21 protein-coding genes are annotated in these 22,920 nt (G+C 51.5%); all 21 read right to left on the bottom strand.

What is annotated here, in order from left to right; genetic code table 11:
* Positions 1-65: 65 nt before the first annotated feature.
* Positions 66-4,370, bottom strand: coding sequence for a PolC-type DNA polymerase III (locus KJW29_RS07740; protein WP_214629325.1), 4,305 nt, complete (start codon positions 4,368-4,370; stop codon positions 66-68).
* A gap of 45 nt (positions 4,371-4,415) precedes the next feature.
* Positions 4,416-5,864, bottom strand: coding sequence for a proline--tRNA ligase (gene proS / locus KJW29_RS07735; RefSeq protein ID WP_087570930.1), 1,449 nt, complete (start codon positions 5,862-5,864; stop codon positions 4,416-4,418).
* Positions 5,865-5,874: 10 nt separating this feature from the next.
* Complete coding sequence (gene rseP / locus KJW29_RS07730) at positions 5,875-7,149, bottom strand: RIP metalloprotease RseP (protein ID WP_087570931.1); 1,275 nt, start codon at positions 7,147-7,149, stop codon at positions 5,875-5,877.
* Between the two features lie 90 nt (positions 7,150-7,239).
* Positions 7,240-8,379 carry a 1-deoxy-D-xylulose-5-phosphate reductoisomerase gene (locus KJW29_RS07725; protein ID WP_214629324.1) on the bottom strand — a complete coding sequence of 380 codons (1,140 nt, stop codon included), beginning with the start codon at positions 8,377-8,379 and terminating at the stop codon, positions 7,240-7,242.
* Between the two features lie 19 nt (positions 8,380-8,398).
* A complete protein-coding gene (locus KJW29_RS07720) occupies positions 8,399-9,193 on the bottom strand; it encodes a phosphatidate cytidylyltransferase (protein WP_214629323.1) in 795 nt (264 codons plus the stop codon).
* Between the two features lie 27 nt (positions 9,194-9,220).
* On the bottom strand, positions 9,221-9,991 hold the full coding sequence (gene uppS / locus KJW29_RS07715) for an undecaprenyl pyrophosphate synthase (protein ID WP_087570934.1): 771 nt from the start codon (positions 9,989-9,991) through the stop codon (positions 9,221-9,223).
* Between the two features lie 95 nt (positions 9,992-10,086).
* Positions 10,087-10,641, bottom strand: a complete 555-nt coding sequence (gene frr / locus KJW29_RS07710) for a ribosome recycling factor (RefSeq protein WP_087570935.1) — start codon at positions 10,639-10,641, stop codon at positions 10,087-10,089.
* Positions 10,641-11,369, bottom strand: a complete 729-nt coding sequence (gene pyrH, locus KJW29_RS07705) for a UMP kinase (RefSeq protein WP_087570946.1) — start codon at positions 11,367-11,369, stop codon at positions 10,641-10,643. Before pyrH ends, frr begins: the two co-directional genes overlap by 1 nt.
* Positions 11,370-11,484: 115 nt before the next feature.
* Positions 11,485-12,135 (bottom strand): translation elongation factor Ts, encoded by a 651-nt coding sequence (gene tsf, locus KJW29_RS07700; RefSeq protein WP_087570936.1) that lies wholly within the window; start codon positions 12,133-12,135, stop codon positions 11,485-11,487.
* A gap of 233 nt (positions 12,136-12,368) precedes the next feature.
* Positions 12,369-13,067, bottom strand: coding sequence for a 30S ribosomal protein S2 (gene rpsB, locus KJW29_RS07695; RefSeq protein WP_087570937.1), 699 nt, complete (start codon positions 13,065-13,067; stop codon positions 12,369-12,371).
* A 250-nt stretch (positions 13,068-13,317) separates the two neighbouring features.
* Complete coding sequence (locus KJW29_RS07690) at positions 13,318-13,881, bottom strand: hypothetical protein (RefSeq protein ID WP_214629322.1); 564 nt, start codon at positions 13,879-13,881, stop codon at positions 13,318-13,320.
* Positions 13,874-14,476: a DUF6115 domain-containing protein gene (locus tag KJW29_RS07685; RefSeq protein ID WP_214629321.1), complete on the bottom strand. Its 603-nt coding sequence runs from the start codon at positions 14,474-14,476 to the stop codon at positions 13,874-13,876. The genes KJW29_RS07690 and KJW29_RS07685 overlap by 8 nt, the downstream gene beginning before the upstream one ends.
* 281 nt (positions 14,477-14,757) lie before the next feature.
* Positions 14,758-15,087 carry a hypothetical protein gene (locus KJW29_RS07680; protein WP_108994315.1) on the bottom strand — a complete coding sequence of 110 codons (330 nt, stop codon included), beginning with the start codon at positions 15,085-15,087 and terminating at the stop codon, positions 14,758-14,760.
* Positions 15,088-15,129: 42 nt separating this feature from the next.
* Entirely contained in the window at positions 15,130-16,536 is a 1,407-nt protein-coding gene (locus tag KJW29_RS07675; protein ID WP_214629320.1) for a flagellar assembly protein A, read from the bottom strand.
* A gap of 16 nt (positions 16,537-16,552) precedes the next feature.
* Positions 16,553-17,338 carry a FliA/WhiG family RNA polymerase sigma factor gene (locus KJW29_RS07670; RefSeq protein ID WP_087570949.1) on the bottom strand — a complete coding sequence of 262 codons (786 nt, stop codon included), beginning with the start codon at positions 17,336-17,338 and terminating at the stop codon, positions 16,553-16,555.
* 4 nt (positions 17,339-17,342) lie between these two features.
* Positions 17,343-17,807 (bottom strand): hypothetical protein, encoded by a 465-nt coding sequence (locus KJW29_RS07665; protein ID WP_214629319.1) that lies wholly within the window; start codon positions 17,805-17,807, stop codon positions 17,343-17,345.
* Positions 17,808-17,809: 2 nt separating this feature from the next.
* A complete protein-coding gene (locus KJW29_RS07660) occupies positions 17,810-18,304 on the bottom strand; it encodes a chemotaxis protein CheD (protein ID WP_108994312.1) in 495 nt (164 codons plus the stop codon).
* Positions 18,301-18,924, bottom strand: a complete 624-nt coding sequence (locus KJW29_RS07655) for a chemotaxis protein CheC (protein WP_087570952.1) — start codon at positions 18,922-18,924, stop codon at positions 18,301-18,303. The genes KJW29_RS07660 and KJW29_RS07655 overlap by 4 nt, the downstream gene beginning before the upstream one ends.
* Before the next feature lie 3 nt (positions 18,925-18,927).
* Positions 18,928-19,389 carry a chemotaxis protein CheW gene (locus KJW29_RS07650; protein ID WP_214629318.1) on the bottom strand — a complete coding sequence of 154 codons (462 nt, stop codon included), beginning with the start codon at positions 19,387-19,389 and terminating at the stop codon, positions 18,928-18,930.
* Positions 19,390-19,401: 12 nt separating this feature from the next.
* The gene (locus tag KJW29_RS07645; protein ID WP_214629317.1) at positions 19,402-21,483 is read right to left on the bottom strand and encodes a chemotaxis protein CheA; all 2,082 of its coding nucleotides are present in this window, start codon (positions 21,481-21,483) and stop codon (positions 19,402-19,404) included.
* Between the two features lie 47 nt (positions 21,484-21,530).
* Positions 21,531-22,919: a protein-glutamate methylesterase/protein-glutamine glutaminase gene (locus KJW29_RS07640; RefSeq protein ID WP_214629316.1), complete on the bottom strand. Its 1,389-nt coding sequence runs from the start codon at positions 22,917-22,919 to the stop codon at positions 21,531-21,533.
* Position 22,920 lies beyond the last annotated feature (1 nt).

Here is a 22,920-nt window from a genome sequence, read left to right as displayed (position 1 = left end):
AAATTATAACATAATCCCAAATAAGTGACAAGGAATGATTTCTAGCGCTGCACAACGGCTTCGCGTCAGAATAAAGACAATTGATTGGATTCCGGCAGTCCGCGGAAGCAGCCCATGCCGTTTAGCACTTCAATAATGGTTTTCGTCGCTTTGGACTTCATCTGGAAGTCCTCGATCGACAGAAACTCCCCTTCATTCCTTGCGGCAGCAATATTGCGCGCCGCATTGTCGCCAATTCCCGCAATTGCGGCAAACGGCGGAATCAGCGAGTCGCCATCCACCTGGAATTTGATGGCATCGGAGCGATACAGATCGATCGGCTTAAACGAGAAGCCGCGAGCCGTCATCTCCAGCGACATCTCCAGCTGCGACACCATGTTTTTCTCCTTTGGAGTTGCGTTGAATCCTTTGGCTTCGATCTCGATCAACTTGCGCAGGATAGCCTCGTAACCTTGGCACAACAGCTCCAAATCGAAATCGTCCGCACGAACGGTAAAGTAGGTCGCGTAATAATGGATAGGATAATACAGCTTGAAGAAGGCGGTGCGCACGGCGGATATAACGTATGCTGCCGCATGCGCCTTCGGGAACATGTATTCGATGCGCAAGCAGGAATCAATGTACCAAGCCGGCACTTTGCAACGTTTCATCTCGTCTATCCATTCCGGCGTCAGACCTCTGCCCTTTCGGACGCTCTCCGTAATTTTAAAGGCGAGACCCGCGTCCATCCCTGTCTTATAGATAAGATACAACATGATATCGTCACGACAGCCGATTACCGTTTTGATGTTGCAGGTCCCGTTCTTGATAAGCTCCTGCGCGTTGCCGAGCCAGACGCCAGTGCCATGCGACAATCCGGAAATTTGCAGCAAGTCGGCAAACGACGACGGCTGCGTTTCCTGAAGCATCTGGCGGACGAATTTCGTCCCCATCTCCGGCACGCCATAAGTGGCGACGGAGGAGCGGATCTGTTCCGGCGAAACGCCGAGCGCTGCCGTCGAGTTGAACATGCTCATGACTTTTGGATCGTTCATGGGGATTGACGTCGGATCGACGCCGGTCAAGTCCTGGAGCATGCGCATCATCGTCGGATCGTCGTGACCCAGAATATCGAGTTTGAGCAAGTTCTCGTCAAAGGCGTGATAGTCGAAGTGGGTCGTCTTCCACTCGGCGTTTACGTCGTCGGCCGGATACTGGACCGGGGTGACGTCCTCGACCTCGATATAATCCGGCACGACCACGATGCCGCCCGGATGCTGGCCCGTGCTTCGTTTAACGCCCGTACAGCCGCTCGCAAGTCTTGCAAGCTCTGCCCCGCGCCACTTCTTGTGATGCTCTTCTTCGTATTTTTTGGCGAAGCCGTATGCCGTTTTCTCCGCGACCGTGCCGATCGTACCCGCACGGTATACGCATTTCTCGCCGAACATCTCTTTTGTGAAATTGTGGGCTATCGGCTGATATTCGCCCGAGAAGTTCAAGTCGATATCGGGAACTTTGTCGCCCTTGAAGCCGAGGAACGTTTCAAACGGTATGTCCTGTCCTTCGCCCTTCATCGGCTGCCCGCAATTCGGACAAGCTTTGGAAGGAAGGTCGAAGCCGCTCGGCACGCTGCCGTCGAGGAACCATTCGCTTGTTTTGCATTCCTTGTTCAGGCACAGATAATGGGCGGGAAGCGGGTTAACCTCGGAGATGCCAAGGAACGTCGCAACGACCGATGAGCCTACGGAACCCCTGGAGCCGACCAAGTACCCGTCCCGGTTCGACTTCTTAACCAGCTTCTCCGAGATGAGATAGTTGGCGGAAAACTTGTATTTGATAATCGGGACAAGCTCCTTCTCCAGCCGGTCGATAACGACCTGCGGCAGATCTTCCCCATACATGGACTTCGCCGTATCATAGCAGGTGTTCCGAATTTCCTCGTCTGCTCCCTCGATGTTGGGAGTAAATAGTTCCCTCGGAAACATGTCGTATGCCTCAAAGCGATCTGCGAGCGCCGAGGTGTTCGTCACGACAACTTCGCGAGCGCGCGCTTCGCCCAGGAAAGCGAATTCCTCCAGCATCTCTTCGGTTGTGCGAAAGTGGGCGTCAGGCTTGCGCATACCCTTAAGCGGACTGAATCCGGTAATGCCGCCAATCGTGATGTCCCGATACATCTTGTCCCGCGGGTTCAAATAATGTACGTTTCCTGTCGCGATGACAGGTTTGCCCAGCGCGTCGCCGATCTGACAGATGCGCCGCATCGCGCCTTCGATTTCGGCCTGGCTGCCAACAAGTCCTTTTTCGACGAGATGCATGTAGAAGTCGATAGGCTGAATCTCCAGTACATCATAGAACTCCGCGATATCCTGCGCTTCTTCATGCGACTTGTTTAGCACCGTTTCGAAAAATTCGCTTTTCTCGCAGCCGGAGATGACAAGCAATCCTTCTCTAAGCTCCACCAGCTTGCTCTTCGGAATGGTAGCAACGCGTTTAAAATATTCCGTGTGGGAAATCGAAATCAGCCTGAACAGATTTTTTTTGCCCACGGCATTTAGAGCATAAATATTGCAATGAAAAGGACGTTGATTGGATAAGTCCAGACCGACATAATCATTTAATTGATGCAAATCCCTGACGTTGCGCTCCGCAGCGTCGCCTATCAAACCGAACAATACGCCGCCAAGCGCGACGGAGTCGTCGATGGCACGGTGATGATTGTCAAGACTGATCTTATACTTGTCCGACAGCGTATTAAGCCTGTGATTCTTCATCGTCGGGTGTAGAAATCTCGCCAATTCCAGCGTGTCCAACACCGGGTTGTTTACTTCGGGCAATCCCAGTGATTTGCAGTTCGCCTGGATAAAGCCGATATCAAAGCGGGCGTTATGCGCAACCAGAACATCATCGCCTATAAATTCGATAAACTCGCGCAGCTTCGGTTCAAGCTCAGGCGCATCCTGCACCATCTCGTCGTTAATGTTCGTGAGCTGCTGAATATGATACGGAATTTTCTCATGCGGGTTGATAAAGGTCGAGAACCGATCCACTTCTTTGCCTTCCCGCATCCGAACGCCCGCGAGCTCGATGATCTTGTTGTTTACGACGGACAAACCCGTCGTCTCGATGTCGAATACGATGTAGGTTGCCGTAGCAAGAGGCTCCGGCCGGGAATTCAGAACCATGGGGACCGCATCGTTGACGACGTTCGCTTCCACTCCGAACAGCACTTTGATGTCATGTTTCTTGGCGGCTTTGACGGCATCGGGATAACATTGCACGTTGCTGTGATCCGTCACGGCAATCGCCTTATGTCCCCACTTTGCCGCCGTCTTCACATAGTCGCCAATCGATGTCACCGCATCCATCGTGCTCATCGTCGTATGCAGATGGAATTCGACGCGTTTCTCCTCGGCATGATCCTTCCGATCTGGCGGTGCGAGAACCTCATGCAGATCGTTTGGCATCATAACGAGCTCCGGCTCCTGCATAAAACGGTCGTATTCGATCCGCCCGCGCGCCTTCACCCACTTTCCATTTGCGAGCTGAGACAAAATTTTGACATCATCTTTTGTCTTGGCGAACATCTTCATCGCAATGGAATCCGAGAAGTCGGTCACGTTGAAGGTAAAGAGCGTGCTGCCGTTTCGCAGCTCCTTCATATCAAGCCCGAATACGGCGCCTTGCACCGTTATTTTCTTTTCCTCGTCCTGAATGTTCATGAGAGGCACGGCTTCATCGCGAATGTCGTAGCCGACAGCCAACCGCACGGCTTCTTCGCCGTCGTCGGCTTCGCTCTCCACGTAGGATTCCGCCATCAGTTGCTGAACGGCTTCCCGCTCCTCCTGCTCGATCTTCATCATAAATTGGTCGTAAATCTCCTGGTTTGCTTCCCCTACGGCCAGCTTCACCTTGCATTCGCGGTCAAAGTAAGTCCGATAGAATGAGACGACCGCTTCGTCGACCTTTTTTTTCTTTGCAAGCTCAAGCCCTGTGGAATCCATGAGCGTCAGCGTAATAGCATCGCCTTGAGCGGCAAGCGCCGCTTTCTGCAACCAGCCGTTAACGGAAGCGATCTCTCGCTGAGCCCATTCCATAAAGAGCGGCCAATATTGCATAACGATATTTTCCGTATCGATGACAGGTTCATATTGGATCAAAAACGAAACGTCGGCAATGTGATGGAATTTTCGGCGAACCGCTTCACAGAAGCCAGTATAGGCCTGTAAAGGCACTATGGACGTTTTGCGGATGCAAAACGTCCATTCACGGTTGGACTTGCTTACAATTACTTGCTCGATATGGCCATCCTGGAAATAAGTATGAATAAGCTCCTGCGGCAGCTCCGCTTGCTGCATAAGCAGCTCGAAGCGCTGTCGCTTGTCGTTGGTCATGATCGTTCACTCCTGTCGATTCGAACTTCTGGATCTACGCCGATATTAATATGCGCGCGCAAATACGACAGTGTGTTTGGAAGCGTCGCCGCATACCAAACAGGTTGATTTCTGAGATGCGGGGTTAAACGGTATATTGCGGCTCGTAGCTCCCGTCTCTTCCTTCACTTGTTTCTCGCATGCCTCGGAACCGCACCAGCCCGCTTCCACGAACCCGCGCTGCTCCTCCAGGAATGCCTTCATCTCGTCCAACGTGTCCACGCTGCGGGAGTTGCTTTCGCGGAACGACTTGGCGCGCTCAAACATTTCGACCTGCGTCTCGTCCAGCATACGCTGAACTTCAACAAGAAGATCGGCTTGCTGCACAATGCGCTTCTCCCCTGTAATACGCGAAACAAGGACGACAACGCCGTTCTCCATATCGCGAGGTCCAAGCTCCAAACGAAGCGGAACGCCGCGCATTTCGTATTCGTTGAACTTCCAGCCCGGGCTTACGTCGCTGCGATCGTCGACGCGGACGCGCACTCCGGCTTTCTTAAGCTCGGCATACAGCTCGTCCACTCTTCCGACCACTTGGTCGCGAGTCTTCGCAGGACCAATCGGAATCATGATCACTTGCGTCGGAGCTACCTTCGGCGGAAGCGCCAAGCCGCGATCGTCGCCATGCACCATGATCAGCGCGCCGATTAGGCGCGTGCTGACGCCCCACGAAGTCGTATGGCAGAACTGCAACGTATTCTCGCGGTCCAAATATTTGATATCGAACGCTACGGCAAACTTTGTGCCCAGGTAATGGGACGTTCCTGCCTGCACCGCGCGCCCGTCCTTCATCATCGCCTCGATGGAATACGTATCCACCGCGCCGGCGAACCGCTCGGAAGGTGTTTTCTCGCCTTTAATAACCGGAATCGCCAAGAAATTCTCGACGAAATTAGTGTATACCTCCAGCATTTGCATCGTTTCCTGGCGCGCTTCCTCTTCGTTCTCGTGCGCCGTATGACCCTCTTGCCACAGGAATTCGCTGGTCCGCAGGAAAGGCAGCGTGCGCTTTTCCCAGCGTACGACGTTCGCCCATTGGTTGATCAATACAGGCAGGTCGCGATAGGACTGTATCCACTTCGCATACATATGGCCGATCATCGTCTCTGAGGTTGGACGAATCGCCAGACGCTCTTCCAGCTTCTCGCCCGCCGCCTCGGTTACCCAAGGAAGCTCGGGATTGAAGCCTTCAACGTGCTCCTTCTCCTTCTGGAAGAAGCTCTCCGGAATAAAGAGCGGGAAATATGCGTTGCGATGTCCCGTCTCCTTGAACTTCGAGTCCAGTTCGCGCTGCATGTTCTCCCACAGCTCATATCCTTCCGGACGGAATACGATACATCCGCGCACAGGAGAATAATCCATTAATTCCGCTTTTTTGATGACATCGATATACCATTTTGAGAAATCTTCGCTTTGCGGCGTAATTTCCGTTACGAATCCTTTATCCTTGGACATGAGCGACTGACTACTCCCCTCGTACTAATCGTAAAATATCGTTATAGGTCACAACCAGCATCAATAACATCAACATCGCGAATCCGATGAAATGAACCATACTTTCTTTATTGGGATCGAGCGGCCGCCTTCTGACCGCCTCCAGCCCAAGGAACAGCAGTCTGCTGCCGTCCAGTGCAGGTACGGGAAGCAGGTTAAAGATGCCTAAGTACAAGCTGAGCAATGCCGTCCATGAGGTCAACTGCACGATCCCCTGTTTGGCAATTTGACTCGTTACTTCCGCCGTTCTAACCGGACCGCCTAGATCGTCGAGTTTGAACTGGCCGGTAATCAGCATTTTGAAGCTTTCAAAAATATAAACGGTCATATCCTTCATGAGCGTGGCGGATCTCGTAATGGTCTCCCCGAAGGATGCCGAGCGATTTGGAGGCGCGGCGCTGATTCCTACCTTGCCTTCGCCGGCTTCATTCGGTTTCGGGGTCACATTTATGCTTAGCGGCGCTCCATCCCTGACAATATCAATCTTGACTTCCACGTTCGGCGACTTGGCGATAATATCAATCAGCTTGTCGAGATCGGTGCCTATCGCTATACCGTTTATGGAGTTGACGATATCGCCTTTCTTAAGACCTGCTTCCGCAGCGGGCATGCTTTCTTCCACTCTCGTAATGGACATGTAGGTCGGATTCTCTGCCGGAACGCCGACCATCTGGACGTATGCCCCGAAAAGAACGAAAGCCAGGATAAAATTCATCATCGGACCGGCAAAGATTGCCATCGCGCGATGGCGCAGAGGTTTGCTGCCGAAATGACGGTCGATAGGAGCAATCTGAGTATCTTTGCCTCTCGCGATCACAAGCGCTTGCGTGTGCACGACATACGTTTCGGACTCGCCCTCTACGTTTAGCCTGATGGACAGGCTGCGCTCCAGATCGACGTGCTCAACCTCGCCGCGAACGGTATCGTTGCGCTCATCCAGGCGATCGAGAAAGATGCGCGTCACCTTATCATCCTTAATCCGAACAGCTACCGTCTGACCTGGCTGAACCTCTACTATTTCGGGATCTTCACCAGCCATGCGGACAAAGCCGCCCGCCGGAATCAGCCTTAGCGTATATCTGGTTTCTCCGCGCTTGACGGAGAAAAGCTTGGGTCCGAAGCCGATTGCAAATTCTCTGACGAGAATGCCGGCTCTCTTGGCGAAAAAGTAATGGCCCCATTCATGGATTGTCACAATGACGAAAAAAACGAGCACGGTCATAAATACGACCTGAATTGTTTCCATAGAAGCCTTGCCTCCTGTTCGTTACGGCCTGTACATAGATTATCATTATTCTCCCGTACGAAACAAGAGAACCACTTTCTGGGATGATAGTCAGACCGATGCCGCCAGGCGGCGTGCCCATATGTCTGCTTCTGCGATGCTGTCCAAATCATTGACTTCACTGACGTCATGCCGCGCCAGCACCGTCTCCAGCACCCTTTCGATGTCAAGGAAGGCGATCTCCCCTCGAAGGAAACGATCCACGGCGATTTCATTGGCTGCATTATAGACGGCAGGAGCCGAACGGCCTAATCGACCGCATTCGAATGCCATCCTCAGACATGGATATCGTTCGAAGTCCATCTCCCGGAAGTGCAGCTTGCCGATTGCGGCCAGATCCAGCCTTTCGGTCGGAGTCGCATGACGCTCCGGGTACGTTAAGGCATATTGGATCGGTACACGCATATCCGGCATGCCGAGCTGCGCGACGATACTATGGTCGACGAATTCCACATAGGAGTGAATGATGCTCTCGGGATGGATAAGTACGTTTATCTGATCATACGCAAGATCGAACAGCCAATGCGCTTCAATGACTTCCAATCCCTTGTTGACCATAGTGGCCGAATCGATGGTGATCTTAGCTCCCATGGACCAGTTCGGATGGCTGAGCGCTTCCGCAACCGTCACGCCTTCCAGCTCGCCGCGCGTCCGGTCGCGGAACGATCCGCCGGAGGCGGTGAGCGTAATGCCCCGAACACCTCTCATCGGCTCTCCGTTCAAGCATTGATAGATGGCCGAATGCTCGCTGTCGATTGGAATGATCGGAACGTTTTTCTCTTGAGCTCTGGCCATTACGATATGACCCGCTGTGACAAGCGTCTCTTTATTGGCTAGTCCGATTGCCTTGCCTTCATCGATCGCCGCCAATGTCGCTGGCAGTCCCCGACTGCCCATTATGGCCGTAACTACCGTATCTGCGTCCGTCCCCGAGGCCGATTCGATTAAACCTTCATCGCCGTATACAACACGCGTACCCGCAGGCAGATGCGGCGACACCCGGTCGGCAAGATCTTTGGTAGCCATGCTCACGATTGACGGCTTGAACTCTTTCGCTTGGGCAACGACCAGTTCTGTATTCGAGCCTGCCGTCAAAGCGGTAATCGTAAATCGTTCGGGATGATGCCGAACGATATCCAATGTTTGCGTACCGATTGAGCCTGTGGAGCCCAACAAAGCTATTTTTTTCATCTATGTTCCTCCATTACTGCTACACCGGAATGAGGCCGCATAACAGCAGCAGCGGAAATACGATAATCCAGCTGTCGCAGCGGTCAAGTACGCCGCCGTGCCCAGGCAGCAAAGTTCCCGTATCCTTGATCGCTCTGACCCGTTTGTAGGCAGACTGAATGAGATCGCCGAATTGTCCGGCGACAGCTGCCACAAGTCCGATCAGCAGCGCCTTCGGCAAGCCAATAATATCCGGGGCCGACAAAGCGAATACAACCGCAACGATTAGTGCCAGCGCAACGCCGCCAAGCGCCCCCTCCACGGTTTTGTTGGGGCTGATTTCTGGCCACAGCTTATGCTTGCCGATCGCTTTGCCCACGAAGTAGGCACCCACATCAGAAGCCCAAATACAGCCAAATGACAAGAATGACCAGAAAAGACCGTTTGATTCCATCGTACGGACATCAATCATAGCCGAGAAGCCAAAGCCGACATAGATGGCTCCTAGAAGCATTAGAGCGGCACCGTCGATAGTAAACTTGTTTTTGCTCAAAACGGTAACGGCTAACAGCAGAAACATGAGCATCCAAACGATGGTGGGCATCGAAGGAATCTCAATCTCCCAAGAAGCCCAGGGCAGCACAAACAGCAATACGCCGGCATAACCAACCAGTGCGGCTGGATGCAGCGGCTTAAGGCCATTCATGCGTACATATTCACTAAATCCGATAATGGCAAGCAGAATGAGCAATCCGGTATAGAAAGCGCCTCCCGCGATCGTTAGCGCAACAAATAAAGCCCCGGCGAGAATACCCGTTATCAATCGTTGTTTCAAAGGATGGTCACACTCCGTCTAGTTGCGCTACACGCCGCCGTATCGGCGGGCGCGGCGTCCATACTCTTCTATCGCTTCATGAAAATGTTGTTCCGTGAATTCCGGCCAATAGACGTCCGTAAACCACAGCTCGGAGTACGCCAATTGCCATAACATGAAATTGCTTAATCGGAGCTCTCCGCTTGTTCGAATGAGAAGATCCGGATCCGGCAGTTCGCCGGACAGCAGCCTTTGACTGAATAACTCATCATTGATCTGTTCGGGTGTCAGCTTGCCCTCGCGCACATCCGCAGCGATCGCTTGCACCGTCTCCAGCATCTCCTTGCGGCTCCCATAATTGAGGGCGAAGTTTAGAACTAGCCCCGTATTGCCGGCTGTCTTCGATATTGCCTCTTCAACCGCGCTAAGCGTGTGAGGCGGCAAGTCCTCTCGATGTCCCATCATCTTAACCTGCACATTGTTCGCGATCAAATCTTCCAGCTCGATCTCCAAAAATTGCTGAGGCAGCTTCATCAAGAAATCCACCTCCGCTTTTGGACGTTTCCAGTTTTCAGTCGAGAACGCATACAACGTCAAATATTTGACGCCAAGCCGATTAGCCTCGATGGTTATGCGCTTCACGGTTTTCATGCCGGAATGATGGCCTGCCATGCGAGGCAGACCCCTGCGCTTGGCCCAACGGCCGTTCCCGTCCATAATGATCGCTACATGTTCCGGTACATTCTCGGGCGGAATGCCTTCGGTATGCGGTAAGGACGCTTTCGCTTTGCTTCGATTTGCCCAAAGCCGCTTGATCATCTGACTTCCTCCCAATCAGAAATAAGAAATGAGAAAACCTCTATCGGGAGCCGCAATGCGTTTGCGGCCGCGTGTAGAGGCAGGTTCTTCGCCAATCAGACTTCCATAATCTCTTTTTCTTTGGCGGACAATACTTTCTCGACTTCTGCGATAAATTTGTCGGTTGCCTTCTGGATATCTTCCTGATGGCGGCGGGATTCATCTTCGGAAATATCGGATTTCTCCAGCTTTTTAATATCGTCGTTCGCATCCCTGCGAATGTTGCGGATGGCGACCTTTGCTTCTTCGGCGAATTTTTTGGCTGTTTTCACAAGATCTGCACGACGTTCTTCCGTAAGCGGCGGTACCGAGATACGAATCGCGGAACCATCGTTGGATGGAGTAAGACCGAGATCGGATTTCAGAATCGCTTTCTCGATTGCGGATACGGACGATTTGTCCCATGGTTGAATCATCAGCGTGCGGCTGTCTGGCGTATTAATATTCGCAAGTTGGTTAAGCGGCGTCATTGCACCGTAGTATTCAACCTGAATCCGATCGAACAGAGCGGGACTTGCTTTTCCCGCGCGAAGCGTGGCCAGATCGCGGCGGAACGCTCCAATTGCTTTATCCATGCGCTCATCGGCGCTTTTTTTGATGCTTTGCGGCATTATTTCGCACTTCCTTTCACGATCGTGCCGATCTTTTCGCCAAGGACGACACGTTTAATATTTCCGTTCTCCGTAATCGAGAAGACAATTAGCGGTATATTGTTATCCATACATAACGAGGATGCCGTAGAATCCATCACGCCAAGATTGCGGTTGAGCATATCCAGGTAAGTCAGCTCTTCGAATTTCTCCGCAGTGTCGTCCTTAAATGGATCGGCGGAATAAACACCGTCCACCTTGTTTTTCGCCATCAGGATAACCTCGGCCTCAATTTCAGCGGCGCGCAGCGCAGCCGTTGTATCCGTAGAGAAAAACGGGTTGCCCGTGCCTGCTGCGAAGATAACGACGCGGCCTTTCTCCAGGTGACGAATCGCACGGCGACGGATATACGGTTCTGCGATTTGTTGCATAGCGATCGAAGTTTGAACGCGAGTTGGCACATCGATTTGCTCTAGCGCGTCTTGAAGCGCAAGCGAGTTCATGACCGTCGCCAGCATGCCCATGTAGTCGGCCGTAGCACGATCAATTCCTTTCGCCGTACCGGCGATGCCTCTCCAGATGTTGCCGCCGCCAACGACGATGGCAACTTCAACGCCAAGCTCCACGACTTCCTTTACTTGATTGGCAATCGACGAAATAACCGATGCCTCGATGCCGTAGCCTTCCTGCCCGGACAAGGACTCTCCGCTTACTTTCAACACGATGCGTTTGTATACAGGATGCTCCAACATGTTAACCTCCATCATGCACCTCGGGTGAGGTTCTTTGAATTGTATTTCAGATCGTTCCCGTTTCAAAAAAAGGAGGCGGGGCGGACGCCCCGCCCCGCCTCTCGCGTTCGGATTACAGTTTTGCTTGAGCCATAACTTCTTCTACGAAATTGTCGACTTTTTTCTCGAGGCCTTCGCCAAGCTCGTAACGAACGAAGCGACGGATCGAGATGTTTTCGCCGATTTTGCTGATTTTTTCGTTCAGCAAGTTGCTGATCGTTTTGTCTGGATCTTTAATGAAGCTTTGCTCCAGCAGGCAATATTCCTCGTAGTACTTGGAGATACGTCCTTCGACCATTTTTTCAACGATTTTTTCTGGTTTGCCTTCGTTGAGAGCTTGGTTTTTAAGGATTTCTTTTTCCTTTTCGATCTCGTCGCCAGGAACTTCTTCGCGGCTTACGAATTTCGGATTAGATGCAGCGATTTGCATCGCGATATCTCTGGCGAATTCGCGGAATTGGTCCGTCTTCGCAACGAAGTCCGTCTCGCAGTTGACTTCAACGATAACGCCGATACGGCCGCCTGCATGGATGTAAGACTCTACTACGCCTTCAGTGGCGATACGGCCAGCTTTGTTCGCTGCTGCCGAAAGGCCTTTTTCGCGAAGCAATGCGATCGCTTTTTCAACGTCGCCGCCTGTTTCGTCAAGTGCTTTTTTGCAATCGAGCATGCCTGCTCCCGTTCTTTCACGAAGCTCTTTAACCGCGCTAGCGCTAACTGCCATAAAAAACCCTCCTAAAAGTTTACATCATAATTTTGTGAGAAAAACTTCTATCGAAGTACTTCAGTGATGAGCGACCGCGTTTATTGGTGGTTTTTATCGCCAATAAGAATTTCAGATTTCCGACAAGCTCGGGAATTTATAAATTCCATTGTGGTCAAAAAAAGGGTAGCGAGAGGTTTGCACCATCTGACCACCCTTTGTTGTTTGCTAAATTGTAAATTCGCAAGTATGGCTTAAGCCGTTGTTTGTTCGCCTTGGTTAGCTTCTACGATAGCGTCCGCCATCTTAGCTGTCAGCAGCTTAACTGCGCGGATTGCATCGTCGTTACCAGGGATAACGTAGTCGATTTCGTCCGGATCGCAGTTCGTGTCGACGATGCCTACAATTGGGATACCCAATTTGCGAGCTTCGGCAACCGCGATGCGCTCTTTGCGCGGATCGATGATAAAGAGTGCGCTTGGCAGACCCTTCATGCCTTTGATGCCGCCCAAGAATTTCTCAAGACGTTCTTTTTCTTTGCGAAGGATGATAACTTCTTTCTTAGGCAGAACCTCGAAAGTGCCATCCTCTTCCCACTTCTCCAGTTGCTTCAGACGATCAATACGCTTCTGAATCGTTTGGAAGTTCGTCAGCGTGCCGCCGAGCCAACGTTGGTTGATGTAGAAGTTGCCGCAACGCTCAGCTTCTTCCTTTACGGAGTCTTGAGCTTGCTTTTTCGTGCCTACGAACAGCATTGTGCCGCCTTCAGCCGCGATCGATTTAACAAAGTTGTATGCTTCGTCAACTTTTTTAACCGTTTTTTGCAAGTCGATAATGTAAATTCCGTTTCTTTCTGTGAAGATATAACGATCCATCTTAGGGTTCCAGCGACGAGTCTGGTGACCGAAGTGTACCCCAGCTTCGAGAAGCTGTTTCATGGAAATAACCGCCATTTCTTCAACACCTCCTGTAATGGTTTTTGTGTGTCCCTCCGCCGTTCGCTTCTTCCGTCGAAACTTTCGCCGGGCGAAAGCACCGTCAACGGAATTGAGCGGCGTGTGTTTTTAACACCGTCAATTAATATATCACATTGTACTGACGCATGCAACAAGCTTTCCTCAACATTTGCCGAATTTCGTTGAATTTAACGTTTAATTCCCGCAATGAAACGCTCTTTGCCGCCATAGGACGGCGACAGCCATTTCACCTTGCAGGGTATCTTTCGGCTTGTTTAGCCGTAATCGGTTTTCCGGAGACGATGGCGGCTGCTTGCTCCGCGTTTAGTTCATCGCGGTCAAACAAAAAATAACCGGCTCGTACCGGCGTACTTGATGATTTCATCTCATCGATAAATGATTGCGAATCCTTAATAGCGCCGGCTCGCAGCAGCAGCTCGGCTGTTTCGGTAAGACTCATGCCGGGCTTGATCCGTACGACAAATGGTTCGAAAGGTTCCGAGGTTGCCTCGGCAAGAGGCGTATCGGACGGAGCTTCCGTAGGCGTCGCAGCAGTCGCTTCCGGCTGAGGCGATGGTACAGGCTCCTCTGACTGGGCTGCGGCTCCATCGCGGGAATCGGTTGAATCTTGCGATGCCCCGGTTTCAACGGGCTCTTGCGAGGAGGTTGGCAAGCCGCCTTGTTCAATCTCCTTGCCAAGCTCATCCAATCGATTCTGACTGGATTCGCCCATGTAGAACAACTGAAGCAGCATGGCGCCGACGATAATGCCAAGACCTAATCCCAACATAAATGAACGTTTGTTAAACATGCCGCGCCTCTTCCTGCTTGGCAAGGCCGATGATCAATTGAACCTCGCCTTTGTTCATGCCAAGTTTTTTGGCAATCGCTTCGATGGATTTGCCCTCCTGATACAGGCGGAACAGATCCGAGTATCTGGATGCTATGGATTGTGATTGGTCGGAAGGTCGCGCGCTTGATTGCTCACGTAGCGGATATTGCGCATCATGGCAGTCCAAGCGGGAGTTCTCCCCTTGTGCCGGCATCGAAACAACAGAAGCTTCCTCATGGACTGGTACGTTAGCAGCGGCCTCCGCTGATGCTGTGTTCGCCAGCTTGTCCAGCGTTTGCTGCAGTTGATCGCCCAACGCCTCGCAGCGTTGTTCCAGCGCGGCTATGCGTGCATCCTTGCGTTCCGTTTCCTGCTTGGAGTCCGCCTGCGCATTGGCGATCATCTCCATTAACTCTTCATTATCCTTCTCCATATTCTCCATAAATTGCTCCAGCGCCGTCTCCATGTTCTGCACAGACTGTACAGGCGGATTCGGCGCTTTATTCCTGGGCAGGCTGAGCGCCCATACTGCTATAACGGCGCCCAGCAACGCGATGTAATGCCATGGCTCCACCTGAACTACCGCCCTTCATTTTATTAAAGAGAAATCGGACTTTTTGAACAACCCTTTAAAGTGCGAGTTCAAAAAATTCGGTTTTCAGCACATGAGCTAATGCTTCCGTTGTTGCGTTTTTTTCAAAAACGCTGTAGAAGATGGAATGAAAGTAGAAACTGAGGAGCGGAGCGTAGTGGAAGCTACGTGAGCACCGGAAGTTTCGCTTACATTACATATTCGATGTCGAATAAGCTCCGTGGCATACTTCGTGATCAAAAGCGGACTTTTTGAACAACCTTTTAAAGCTTGACGTCAAAGCGCAGTCCTTTGTAGGGGTGCGGGGATTCCGGCGGAAGCTCCTTCGCGGATTCATCCTTGCCATGTCCCTTGCCGCGGCCTTGTTGTCTTGGGTCTCCGCCTCCGTTTTTCTCCTGGTCGGCTTTAATTCCCGAGTTCGAAGACTGTTCGACCGCCGCGCTTTGGGATCGCTGCGCTTCAGTATGTTTCTCCGTTTGATGTGCGAGCATGTTCTGCTCCGTAATCGGTCGTTGCGCCGCTTGCTGCTGCATGCCGCTAAACTCTTGTGTTCGTGGAACGGATATTTGAAAATCTAACGGTTTGAACGTCATCGATTTCCCTCCTTCGCCACATTCTTACCTGCAAGGGGATGTTTACGGATGATAGGGTGCCAAAGCAATATCGCCTTCCATTAATCGGAAGGATACCCTTTGCGCACTGTCTTTAACGAACTTGGTATATCGGCCGATTACAATCTTTACGCCGCCATATATCGTACCGCTCACATCCACCTTTGAGCGTCCCGAATCCTCAAGTTGTTTCTCGATTTCGAGCATACGATCTTTGCATTCGTCGATGGTGGCAACCGTCTGGCGTTTGGTCGCGTTCAGCTTGATGCGCATAGCCAACCGATCCGGTGACAATTGGCCCGCGGCCGCCATCTGATCAAGAATAACCAGCGCCTTTTCGGTTTTGTCCAGACTGTCAACCGATTGCCTGAGGGATGTACGAAGCTCCATGAGCTCGTCCCTGAGTTGTGGATTAACGCCCGCTTCTACGACGGTATTCGTTGACATCGGATTGCCGATCGTCCTCGCTAATACGGTTTCTCCGGCTTGCACGATTCCGCCGACGATTAACCCCTTTGCACCAGAACATATGACGCTGTGTCCCGCTTTTACTTGAGAATGCATAATGCTTTGGGAGACCAATACATCAGCGCCGGCGATGACATTGCCGTCTTGAATGAAAGAGCAGCGTATATTGTTTTGCGCTCTTACGTAACCCTTGTTGCCAGCCATAATACCGCCGGTAATCTCAATGGAACCGTCGGACTCAAGCTCGGCGCCTTCGACTCCCCCAATAATACGAATATCGCCAGATGCCTTTACTCGGAAACCGCTAAGCACATTGCCGCGAATAACGACAGTACCTACAAAATCGATGTTTCCTACGCGATAGTCAACGTCGCCATTTACTTCGTAAACGGGGAATACGTTGATTTTCACCTTATCCGTAAGCGTAATCAACCCATCGATTGCTGCATACAAGGCAGAACCATCCCCGCCCTGCACGACGTTTTTGCCGACTTTGAAGTGGGCGCGCTTACCGTATTTCGGAGGAATCTCTTCGCCTGTGACCGTTCTTCCCGATGGACCGGCACTTGGCTCTACCAGCTCGGCGATCAGTTGACCGCGTTTTACGTTTTTTAATTGATTGACTTGCTTGAAGTCTATCTTGCCATCTTCGCCCTCTGCTGGGCGGCGCTCGTCATTGTCCATATCGAAAACGAATCGTATCATGCCGTCTTTGCCCGGACTTGGACTCTGGCCTAGCGCAATAATCGTCTGTTCCCTGCAATAAGCTAGAGGATTTCTGCTTATTCCATCCAGCACGTCGGTTCGGAGACCATGGACAACTCCCTTACTTCGCACGAAGAGCTCTAACTCATCGGCCGTACAAGCAAATTCGTCCGTAATTCGAATGAATGCTATAAAGGCAGTCAGCTTGTCCGCCGACGTTTGCAAGCGTAAATACGAATCCAGTTGTTGATTGTCCACCTGTATCCCCCCCTTCCTATTGCTGCATTAATTGATCTTTATGTTTAGCCAACACTCCACGAAGACGAAGAATGGCCTTCGAGTGCAATTGGGAAATTCTCGACGGTGACAGCGACATAACCTCGGCTATTTCGCTTAAGGACAGCTCCTCATAATAGAATAGGGATACGACGGTCCGCTCCTTCTCCGTCAATCGATCTATTCCTTTTACTAACGATTCCTTCAAATAAACTTCATGCACGGTTTGTTCCGGTTTTTTGGCCTTGTCGTCTACGAGCAACGACATGCGAGTCTCCGATTCCTCTTCCCGAATGGGATCCTCAAGGGAGCAGATCGACGCAACCGATATATCTTGCAGCATGACGGTAAATTCCTTTTCCGTAATTTGCAGATACCGGCTTACTTCCGCGTCGGATACAGAGCGCATATATTGCTGCTCCAGCACTTGATAGGCGTCCTCGACGCGTTTAGCCTTCTCGCGCACGGAGCGCGGCACCCAGTCGCCTTGACGTAGCCCGTCGATGATGGAGCCGCGAATACGCCATGATGCGTACGTCTCGAATTGCAATCCTCTTTTATAGTCGAATTTCTCGATTGCGTCAATAAGACCCATGACTCCGTTGCTGGCCAGATCGTCTTTAATGACGTTTTTAGGCAGTCCGATTGCCATGCGATTCGTAACAAAATCGACAAGCGGCAAATAATTTTCAATCAGGCTTTTTTTGGCTTCGATATCCCCTTGCTCTTTCCATGCTTGCCACATCTGGATGTTCGTCAAATGAGGCGACTTTAGCTCTGGCATTGACTCACTCTCCTGTCAGGTGACGTACGGCTTTCGCCAATTCCTCTGGTTGTTTGCCGGCGGTAGATACGAGTTGCGGTGGAGACAATGGTTTGAAGCTGCTTGCTCCTTCATTAGCGCCTTCTTTTACCGGCTGTGCAACTGGCTGTGGCGAAGAAGATGCTCCTTGCTGCAATTGAGCCTTTAACAGTTGGTTCAAATCATCCGACTCGTCTGGCGTACGCAAGTCCATCTCGGCGCCTCGCGGATCGTCAGCCTCCTCTTCGTTGGGACCCATTGGGATCGCCGGAGGCTGCAATATTACGCCCAAAACGAACCGGGCGGCAAATGCGACGACGAAAAAAGCCACGAATGCATATAAACTTCTCATGAGTATAACGGACATGGGATTATTCCCCAAGGAGAATATGACGGTCAGACCGACTCCCGCAATACCGAAACCCACATTCCATCTCCATGAACCCAGCATTGTTAAATCTCCTTTATTCCAAACTGCACGCTCCGGATCATGAGTATGCCACTGCCGCTGTCGAACTCGATTGTCCGTCCGTAATTCCCCCCCGTATCGTGGGATACGATTGGAATACGAAGTCTGTTGAGCATGCTCATACAAGATTCCACGTTACGCGGACCTATTCGGAGAGTATCCGATTGCCCCGCAAACGCGAACATCTGAGCGCCGCCCGCCATCTTGGCTTGAACCCGATTCATGTTCGCGCCAAGCACGGTCATTCGATTTAGCAGCTCCGGAATTGCGGTATCTGCATATTTTGCCAGATTGATTTGCGCTTCCCTGGCAATATCCGATGATGGCAGCATAACATGCGCCATTCCGGCAATGCCGGATTTCGAATCGTATAATGTTAAACCGACACAGGATCCAAGTCCCGTTGTCTTCAATAAGGCTCCGCCATCCACGACGTTTAAATCCGCCATTCCTACCTTTACAAGCGTCTGTCCTGTCATTCTCGCCCGACTCCCAATGATCGAAATATTTTGCCGAAGGAGCCGGGATCGGGAATGAGAAAAAAATGTCCTTCCAACGATTGATGATCTTCGAGAAACGTTGTCTCTATTAGCAGAGCCGAATCTCCCATCTCGCCATATTGCATCAGTCCGTAGCTCAGGATGGCGCCGGCCATATCATGGGCAATAGCGGGTACGGAAGGCATCATGGGCAGTTGAGTGAAATCAGCTAATGACGAGAGGTACGACCCTGCCAATATGTTGCCGATTTCGCATAAAGCAGACAACTCCATCTCGGAGTAACCTTTATCCCCTTCGTCGTGTCTTAATGACAACAGTTGATTCAGCATCCGCTCAGCGGAATTTTCCTCGATTAGAAAAAACATGTTTCCCGGGGCTTCGCCTTCCACCCGCAGGAAAACTCCGAGCACGACCTGTTCGGCTCCTCCCACAAGCTCGGCGATTTCCTCGAAGGGCAATAGGCTAACCTTCGGTACCGCCATGTCTACCGGCTTGTTCAACAGCTTGGACAACGCGGTGGCCGCGTTGCCTGCTCCGATATTCCCCACTTCTTTGAGTACATCTAATTCAAAAGCTTCAAAGTTCTTAAATTCGGCCACCTATTAAACCTCCAGCTGTTCGAGCTGGATAATCTCGTTTCTGTTAAGAACCTCTGACAGATTAAGCATGATCAGCAGACGACCTTCGCCTAATTTGGCAATGCCGCGCAAATATTTGGCTTTAATACCGCCGACGATCTCCGGAGGATTGTCAATCGTGTCCGAATCGATATCGATAACGTCGTTTGCCGAATCCACGATAAAACCGACTTCCAATTCATTTACGGCTACGACAATAATACGGGAATTTTCCGTTGGCTGGGTTTCGCTGAGATTGAATCTACCTCGCAGATCGATAACAGGAACAACGACGCCGCGCAGATTAATGACACCTTTAATGAAAGCAGCCGTTTTGGGAACGCGTGTGATAGGCGTCAGTCTCTCGATTGTGCGCACTTTATCCACTTCGATGCCATACTCTTCCTTGCCAAGCGCGAATACGATAACCTTCAATTCTTCTCCCATTGTAAACCCTCCTTATTTGATCAATGCATTCGGATCGATGATAAGAGCGACATATCCGTCACCGAGAATCGTAGCCCCGGAGATGGCGTATACGTTAGTCAAATATTTGCCTAAAGTTTTAAGCACGATTTCACTTTGTCCGATAAACTCCTCGACCATGACGGCGGCCATCTTATCGCCTTTGCGAATAACGACGATCTCTGTTTCCTGCTCCTGGCTTTCGTCGTAATCCGGTGATTCCAGCACGCTGCTCAGCGATACGAGCGGAATAATGGAGCCGCGGAATTCCACCATCTGATTGCCATGCACGTTCAGAATGCCCGATCGCTTAATGATGCCCGTCTCCACAATCGAAGACAGCGGTATCGCATATTTCTCCGAGCCTAATTTAATCAGCATCGCCGAGATGATCGACAATGTCAGCGGCAGCTGAACCGAGAACTTTGTCCCTTTGCCTTCTGCGGAGGTTACCGTAACGTTGCCGCCAAGCGAAGTGATTTTCGTTTTTACGACGTCGAGTCCAACCCCGCGGCCAGAAATATCCGAGATTTTGTCGGCCGTGCTAAAGCCCGGCGCAAAGATAAGCATCTGGATTTCTTCTTCGGTCAAGTTGCGTGACTGCTCTTCTGTCACAACACCGTTTTTGATGGCGATCTGAAGCACTTTTTGTTTATTAATGCCTCTTCCGTCTTCTTCTACCTCAATAAAGACATGGTTGCCGCTGTGGAAAGCCCGAAGATGAATCGTCCCCGTTTCTGATTTGCCCGAAGCGATACGCTCCTCGACGGACTCGATGCCGTGGTCGCCAGAGTTGCGAATAAGATGAACCAGCGGATCCCCGATTTCGTCGATAACCGTACGATCTAGCTCGGTGTCGGCTCCCGTAATAATAAGTTCCATCTTTTTGTTAAGCGACTTTGCCATATCGCGGACAAGTCTGGGGAAACGATTGAACACAGAGTCAACCGGAACCATGCGCAGTTTAAGCACGATGTTCTGGAGGTCGGAGCTGACCCTCGACATATGCTCCACCGTCTCCGTTAATTCCGTACGCTTGATTTCACTCGCAAGCTGCTCCAGCCTTACGCGGTCGATCAGCAGCTCGCTAAATAAATTCATCAGCGTGTCAAGCCGGTCGATATCGACTCTGATTGTCTTGTTCATGGCTGCAGGAGCACTCTGCGGTGCAGCAGACGGCTTGCTCGAAATTTTAACGCTGTCGTTTGCAAGTGGAGCAGTTGCCGATTCAGCAGCAGCAGGCTTCTCGGGCGCTTCCACGGCAGCTGCCGCTGGAGCGCTTGTCAATGAGGCGAGAGTTTCGGCATCCAGAGGCGTTACCGTTACAGAAGAAATCTCGGAGATATTCATGATCTGTTCGTACAGCTGTTCGGCCGTTAGTGTGGAAATCGTAAATACAGTGAACGTTCTGTCGAATTTCTCTTGCTCGAGATCCTGTACCGAAGGTTCGGACTTTACAATTTCTCCGTTGCTCTCCAGCAAATTAAAGACCATATAGGACCTGGCTGCTTTGAGAACGCAATTCTCGTCAACGCTAACTTGTACGTAATAAGGCTGATGACCGGCCTCCATGGATTGCAGAAGAATCGAGGATTGGAATTGGTCGAGAAGCACGCCGCCCGATGCTTCTCCCCCTCCGGCATTCGCTGATGCTGACGGAGCCGCTGCAGTCGAAGCGGCCGTCTGCGACTTATAATCGCCCTTCAGGATGCCTTGCAAGGAGGCGACAATAGAAGTGACATCCGCTTTGCCTGTCCCTCCGCCCACGATGTCTTGTACCATGGCCTCCAGCGCGTCCAAACCTTTGAACAACGTATCGAAGATAAAGCTGTCCATCTTAAGCTTGCTATTGCGGACAAGATCCAGTACATTCTCCATTTCGTGAGTAAGAGCCGCCAAGTCCTCGAAGCCCATTGTCGCCGACATGCCTTTGAGCGTATGGGCGGATCTGAATATCGACTGCACGATACTAAGATCCTCGGGATTGCCTTCCAATTGAAGCAGATTTTCGTTCAAGGATTGAAGATGATCGTTAGATTCGTCGATAAACATGGACAGATAAGCATTCATATCCATTCACATGCACCTCCTGGTAGGATGATCGTTCGTTCTCCGTTTATCAATTAATTTTTTGCCACGGCCTTCACCAGCTGAGAAGAAATTTCTCCTAGCGGAAGTACATCCTTGACATAACCGCCTTCAATCGCACATCGCGGCATTCCGTACACCACGCAGGTTTCCTCCGATTCAGCAATCAATGAAACGGCGCCTTGCTCTGCCAGCACCTTCATTCCCTTTGCACCGTCACTGCCCATGCCGGTCATAATGACCGCATGTATGCTCAGCTCGCGGAACGACGCCAGCGATTCGAACATAATGTCCACGGAAGGCCGGTGACCGTTCCGTTGAGGCTGTAGCCCAAGCCGAATGACGTATCCGCCGTCTTGCTTCGCCAGCTCCAGATGATAACCCCCTGGCGCGATATAGACCTTCCCTGGCTGAACAGCCATCCCTTGCTCCGCTTCTACTACTGTGAGCTGACTGAAGTTATCCAGCCTTTGAGCGAGCGACTTTGTAAATTTGGGCGGCATATGCTGCACGACAAGCACCGGGGCCGGAAAGTCGGCAGGCAGCGAGCATATGACTTCATGAAGCGCTCTTGGACCTCCGGTAGACGTTCCGAGCGCTACGAGATGTCGGAAGGCTCCGGCTGGTCTCGGTTGCACTTCGGACTTTAAAGGAGGCGCTGATCTGGCGGCCGGCGGCCGGGTTCCATCCAAAAGCTGGGAGCCTTTTGTATTCGGCTTGCCGGATGCTTGGCCCCCTTGCTCCACTATGGCCGTTTCCGCCCTCTTTGCAGAACTTTGAGACGTTGGAGCAGGCCGGGTTACTTGGACATCGCCGCCACTATCGTCTAGTGGTTTGGCGGATTTGGACTTGGAGGAATCCAAGCCTGCTTTCTGAAGCGAATGGTTCGCCGCTCTCGTCTGACGGGCTTTGCGCGCCTCATCCTGGACTTTGTCTAACCGCGGGTTCAACCGCTCATTATGTAAGATGGGTTCGCTCTTGGACGCGAGCTCTTGCCTTTGCAACAACATTTCCTTGCTAGTCTTGACGTATGCCGCCGTTCGAAGCTTCTCGAGCAATTGTTCTCCAACGGCAAGAATATCATCGGAACCAATGCCCGAAGGCTTGCGAATGAAATCGAATGCGCCGAATTGCAACGCCTTGATCGTATCGCGAGTGTTATCCTCGCTAATGCCGGACAACATGATGATTGGTCTTGGATTGTCCTTCATAATGAATTGCAGCGCTTCGATTCCATTCATTTGGGGCATCTCCAGATCCATCGTCACGACATCCGGTTGATGCTCTCTGACAGCGGCGATCGCCTCCATCCCGTTGGATGCGGTCGCCGCAATGGTGAATTGTTTGTCCCGCACGATGAGATCACTTATAATCGTACGCATGAACGCCGAATCGTCCACGACCAGTACGCGATAAGGAGCCATT

Origin of the sequence: Paenibacillus agaridevorans (assembly GCF_018604145.1) — a bacterium.
Taxonomy (GTDB): Bacteria; Bacillota; Bacilli; order Paenibacillales; family Paenibacillaceae; genus Pristimantibacillus; species Pristimantibacillus agaridevorans.
Note: the sequence above shows the minus strand (reverse complement) of the source record. Positions and strands in the feature narration are given on the sequence as shown.

Bases quoted from the DNA above. Each gene is read 5' to 3' on its own strand.
- KJW29_RS07740 (WP_214629325.1), bottom strand. From the start codon at position 4,370: ATGACCAACGACAAGCGACAGCGCTTCGAGCTGCTTATGCAGCAAGCG.
- proS (WP_087570930.1), bottom strand. From the start codon at position 5,864: ATGTCCAAGGATAAAGGATTCGTAACGGAAATTACGCCGCAAAGCGAA.
- rseP (WP_087570931.1), bottom strand. From the start codon at position 7,149: ATGGAAACAATTCAGGTCGTATTTATGACCGTGCTCGTTTTTTTCGTC.
- KJW29_RS07725 (WP_214629324.1), bottom strand. From the start codon at position 8,379: ATGAAAAAAATAGCTTTGTTGGGCTCCACAGGCTCAATCGGTACGCAA.
- uppS (WP_087570934.1), bottom strand. From the start codon at position 9,991: ATGATCAAGCGGCTTTGGGCAAATCGAAGCAAAGCGAAAGCGTCCTTA.
- frr (WP_087570935.1), bottom strand. From the start codon at position 10,641: ATGCCGCAAAGCATCAAAAAAAGCGCCGATGAGCGCATGGATAAAGCA.
- tsf (WP_087570936.1), bottom strand. From the start codon at position 12,135: ATGGCAGTTAGCGCTAGCGCGGTTAAAGAGCTTCGTGAAAGAACGGGA.
- rpsB (WP_087570937.1), bottom strand. From the start codon at position 13,067: ATGGCGGTTATTTCCATGAAACAGCTTCTCGAAGCTGGGGTACACTTC.
- KJW29_RS07690 (WP_214629322.1), bottom strand. From the start codon at position 13,881: ATGTTTAACAAACGTTCATTTATGTTGGGATTAGGTCTTGGCATTATC.
- KJW29_RS07680 (WP_108994315.1), bottom strand. From the start codon at position 15,087: ATGACGTTCAAACCGTTAGATTTTCAAATATCCGTTCCACGAACACAA.
- KJW29_RS07670 (WP_087570949.1), bottom strand. From the start codon at position 17,338: ATGCCAGAGCTAAAGTCGCCTCATTTGACGAACATCCAGATGTGGCAA.
- KJW29_RS07665 (WP_214629319.1), bottom strand. From the start codon at position 17,807: ATGCTGGGTTCATGGAGATGGAATGTGGGTTTCGGTATTGCGGGAGTC.
- KJW29_RS07660 (WP_108994312.1), bottom strand. From the start codon at position 18,304: ATGACAGGACAGACGCTTGTAAAGGTAGGAATGGCGGATTTAAACGTC.
- KJW29_RS07650 (WP_214629318.1), bottom strand. From the start codon at position 19,389: ATGGGAGAAGAATTGAAGGTTATCGTATTCGCGCTTGGCAAGGAAGAG.
- KJW29_RS07645 (WP_214629317.1), bottom strand. From the start codon at position 21,483: ATGGATATGAATGCTTATCTGTCCATGTTTATCGACGAATCTAACGAT.
- KJW29_RS07640 (WP_214629316.1), bottom strand. From the start codon at position 22,919: ATGGCTCCTTATCGCGTACTGGTCGTGGACGATTCGGCGTTCATGCGT.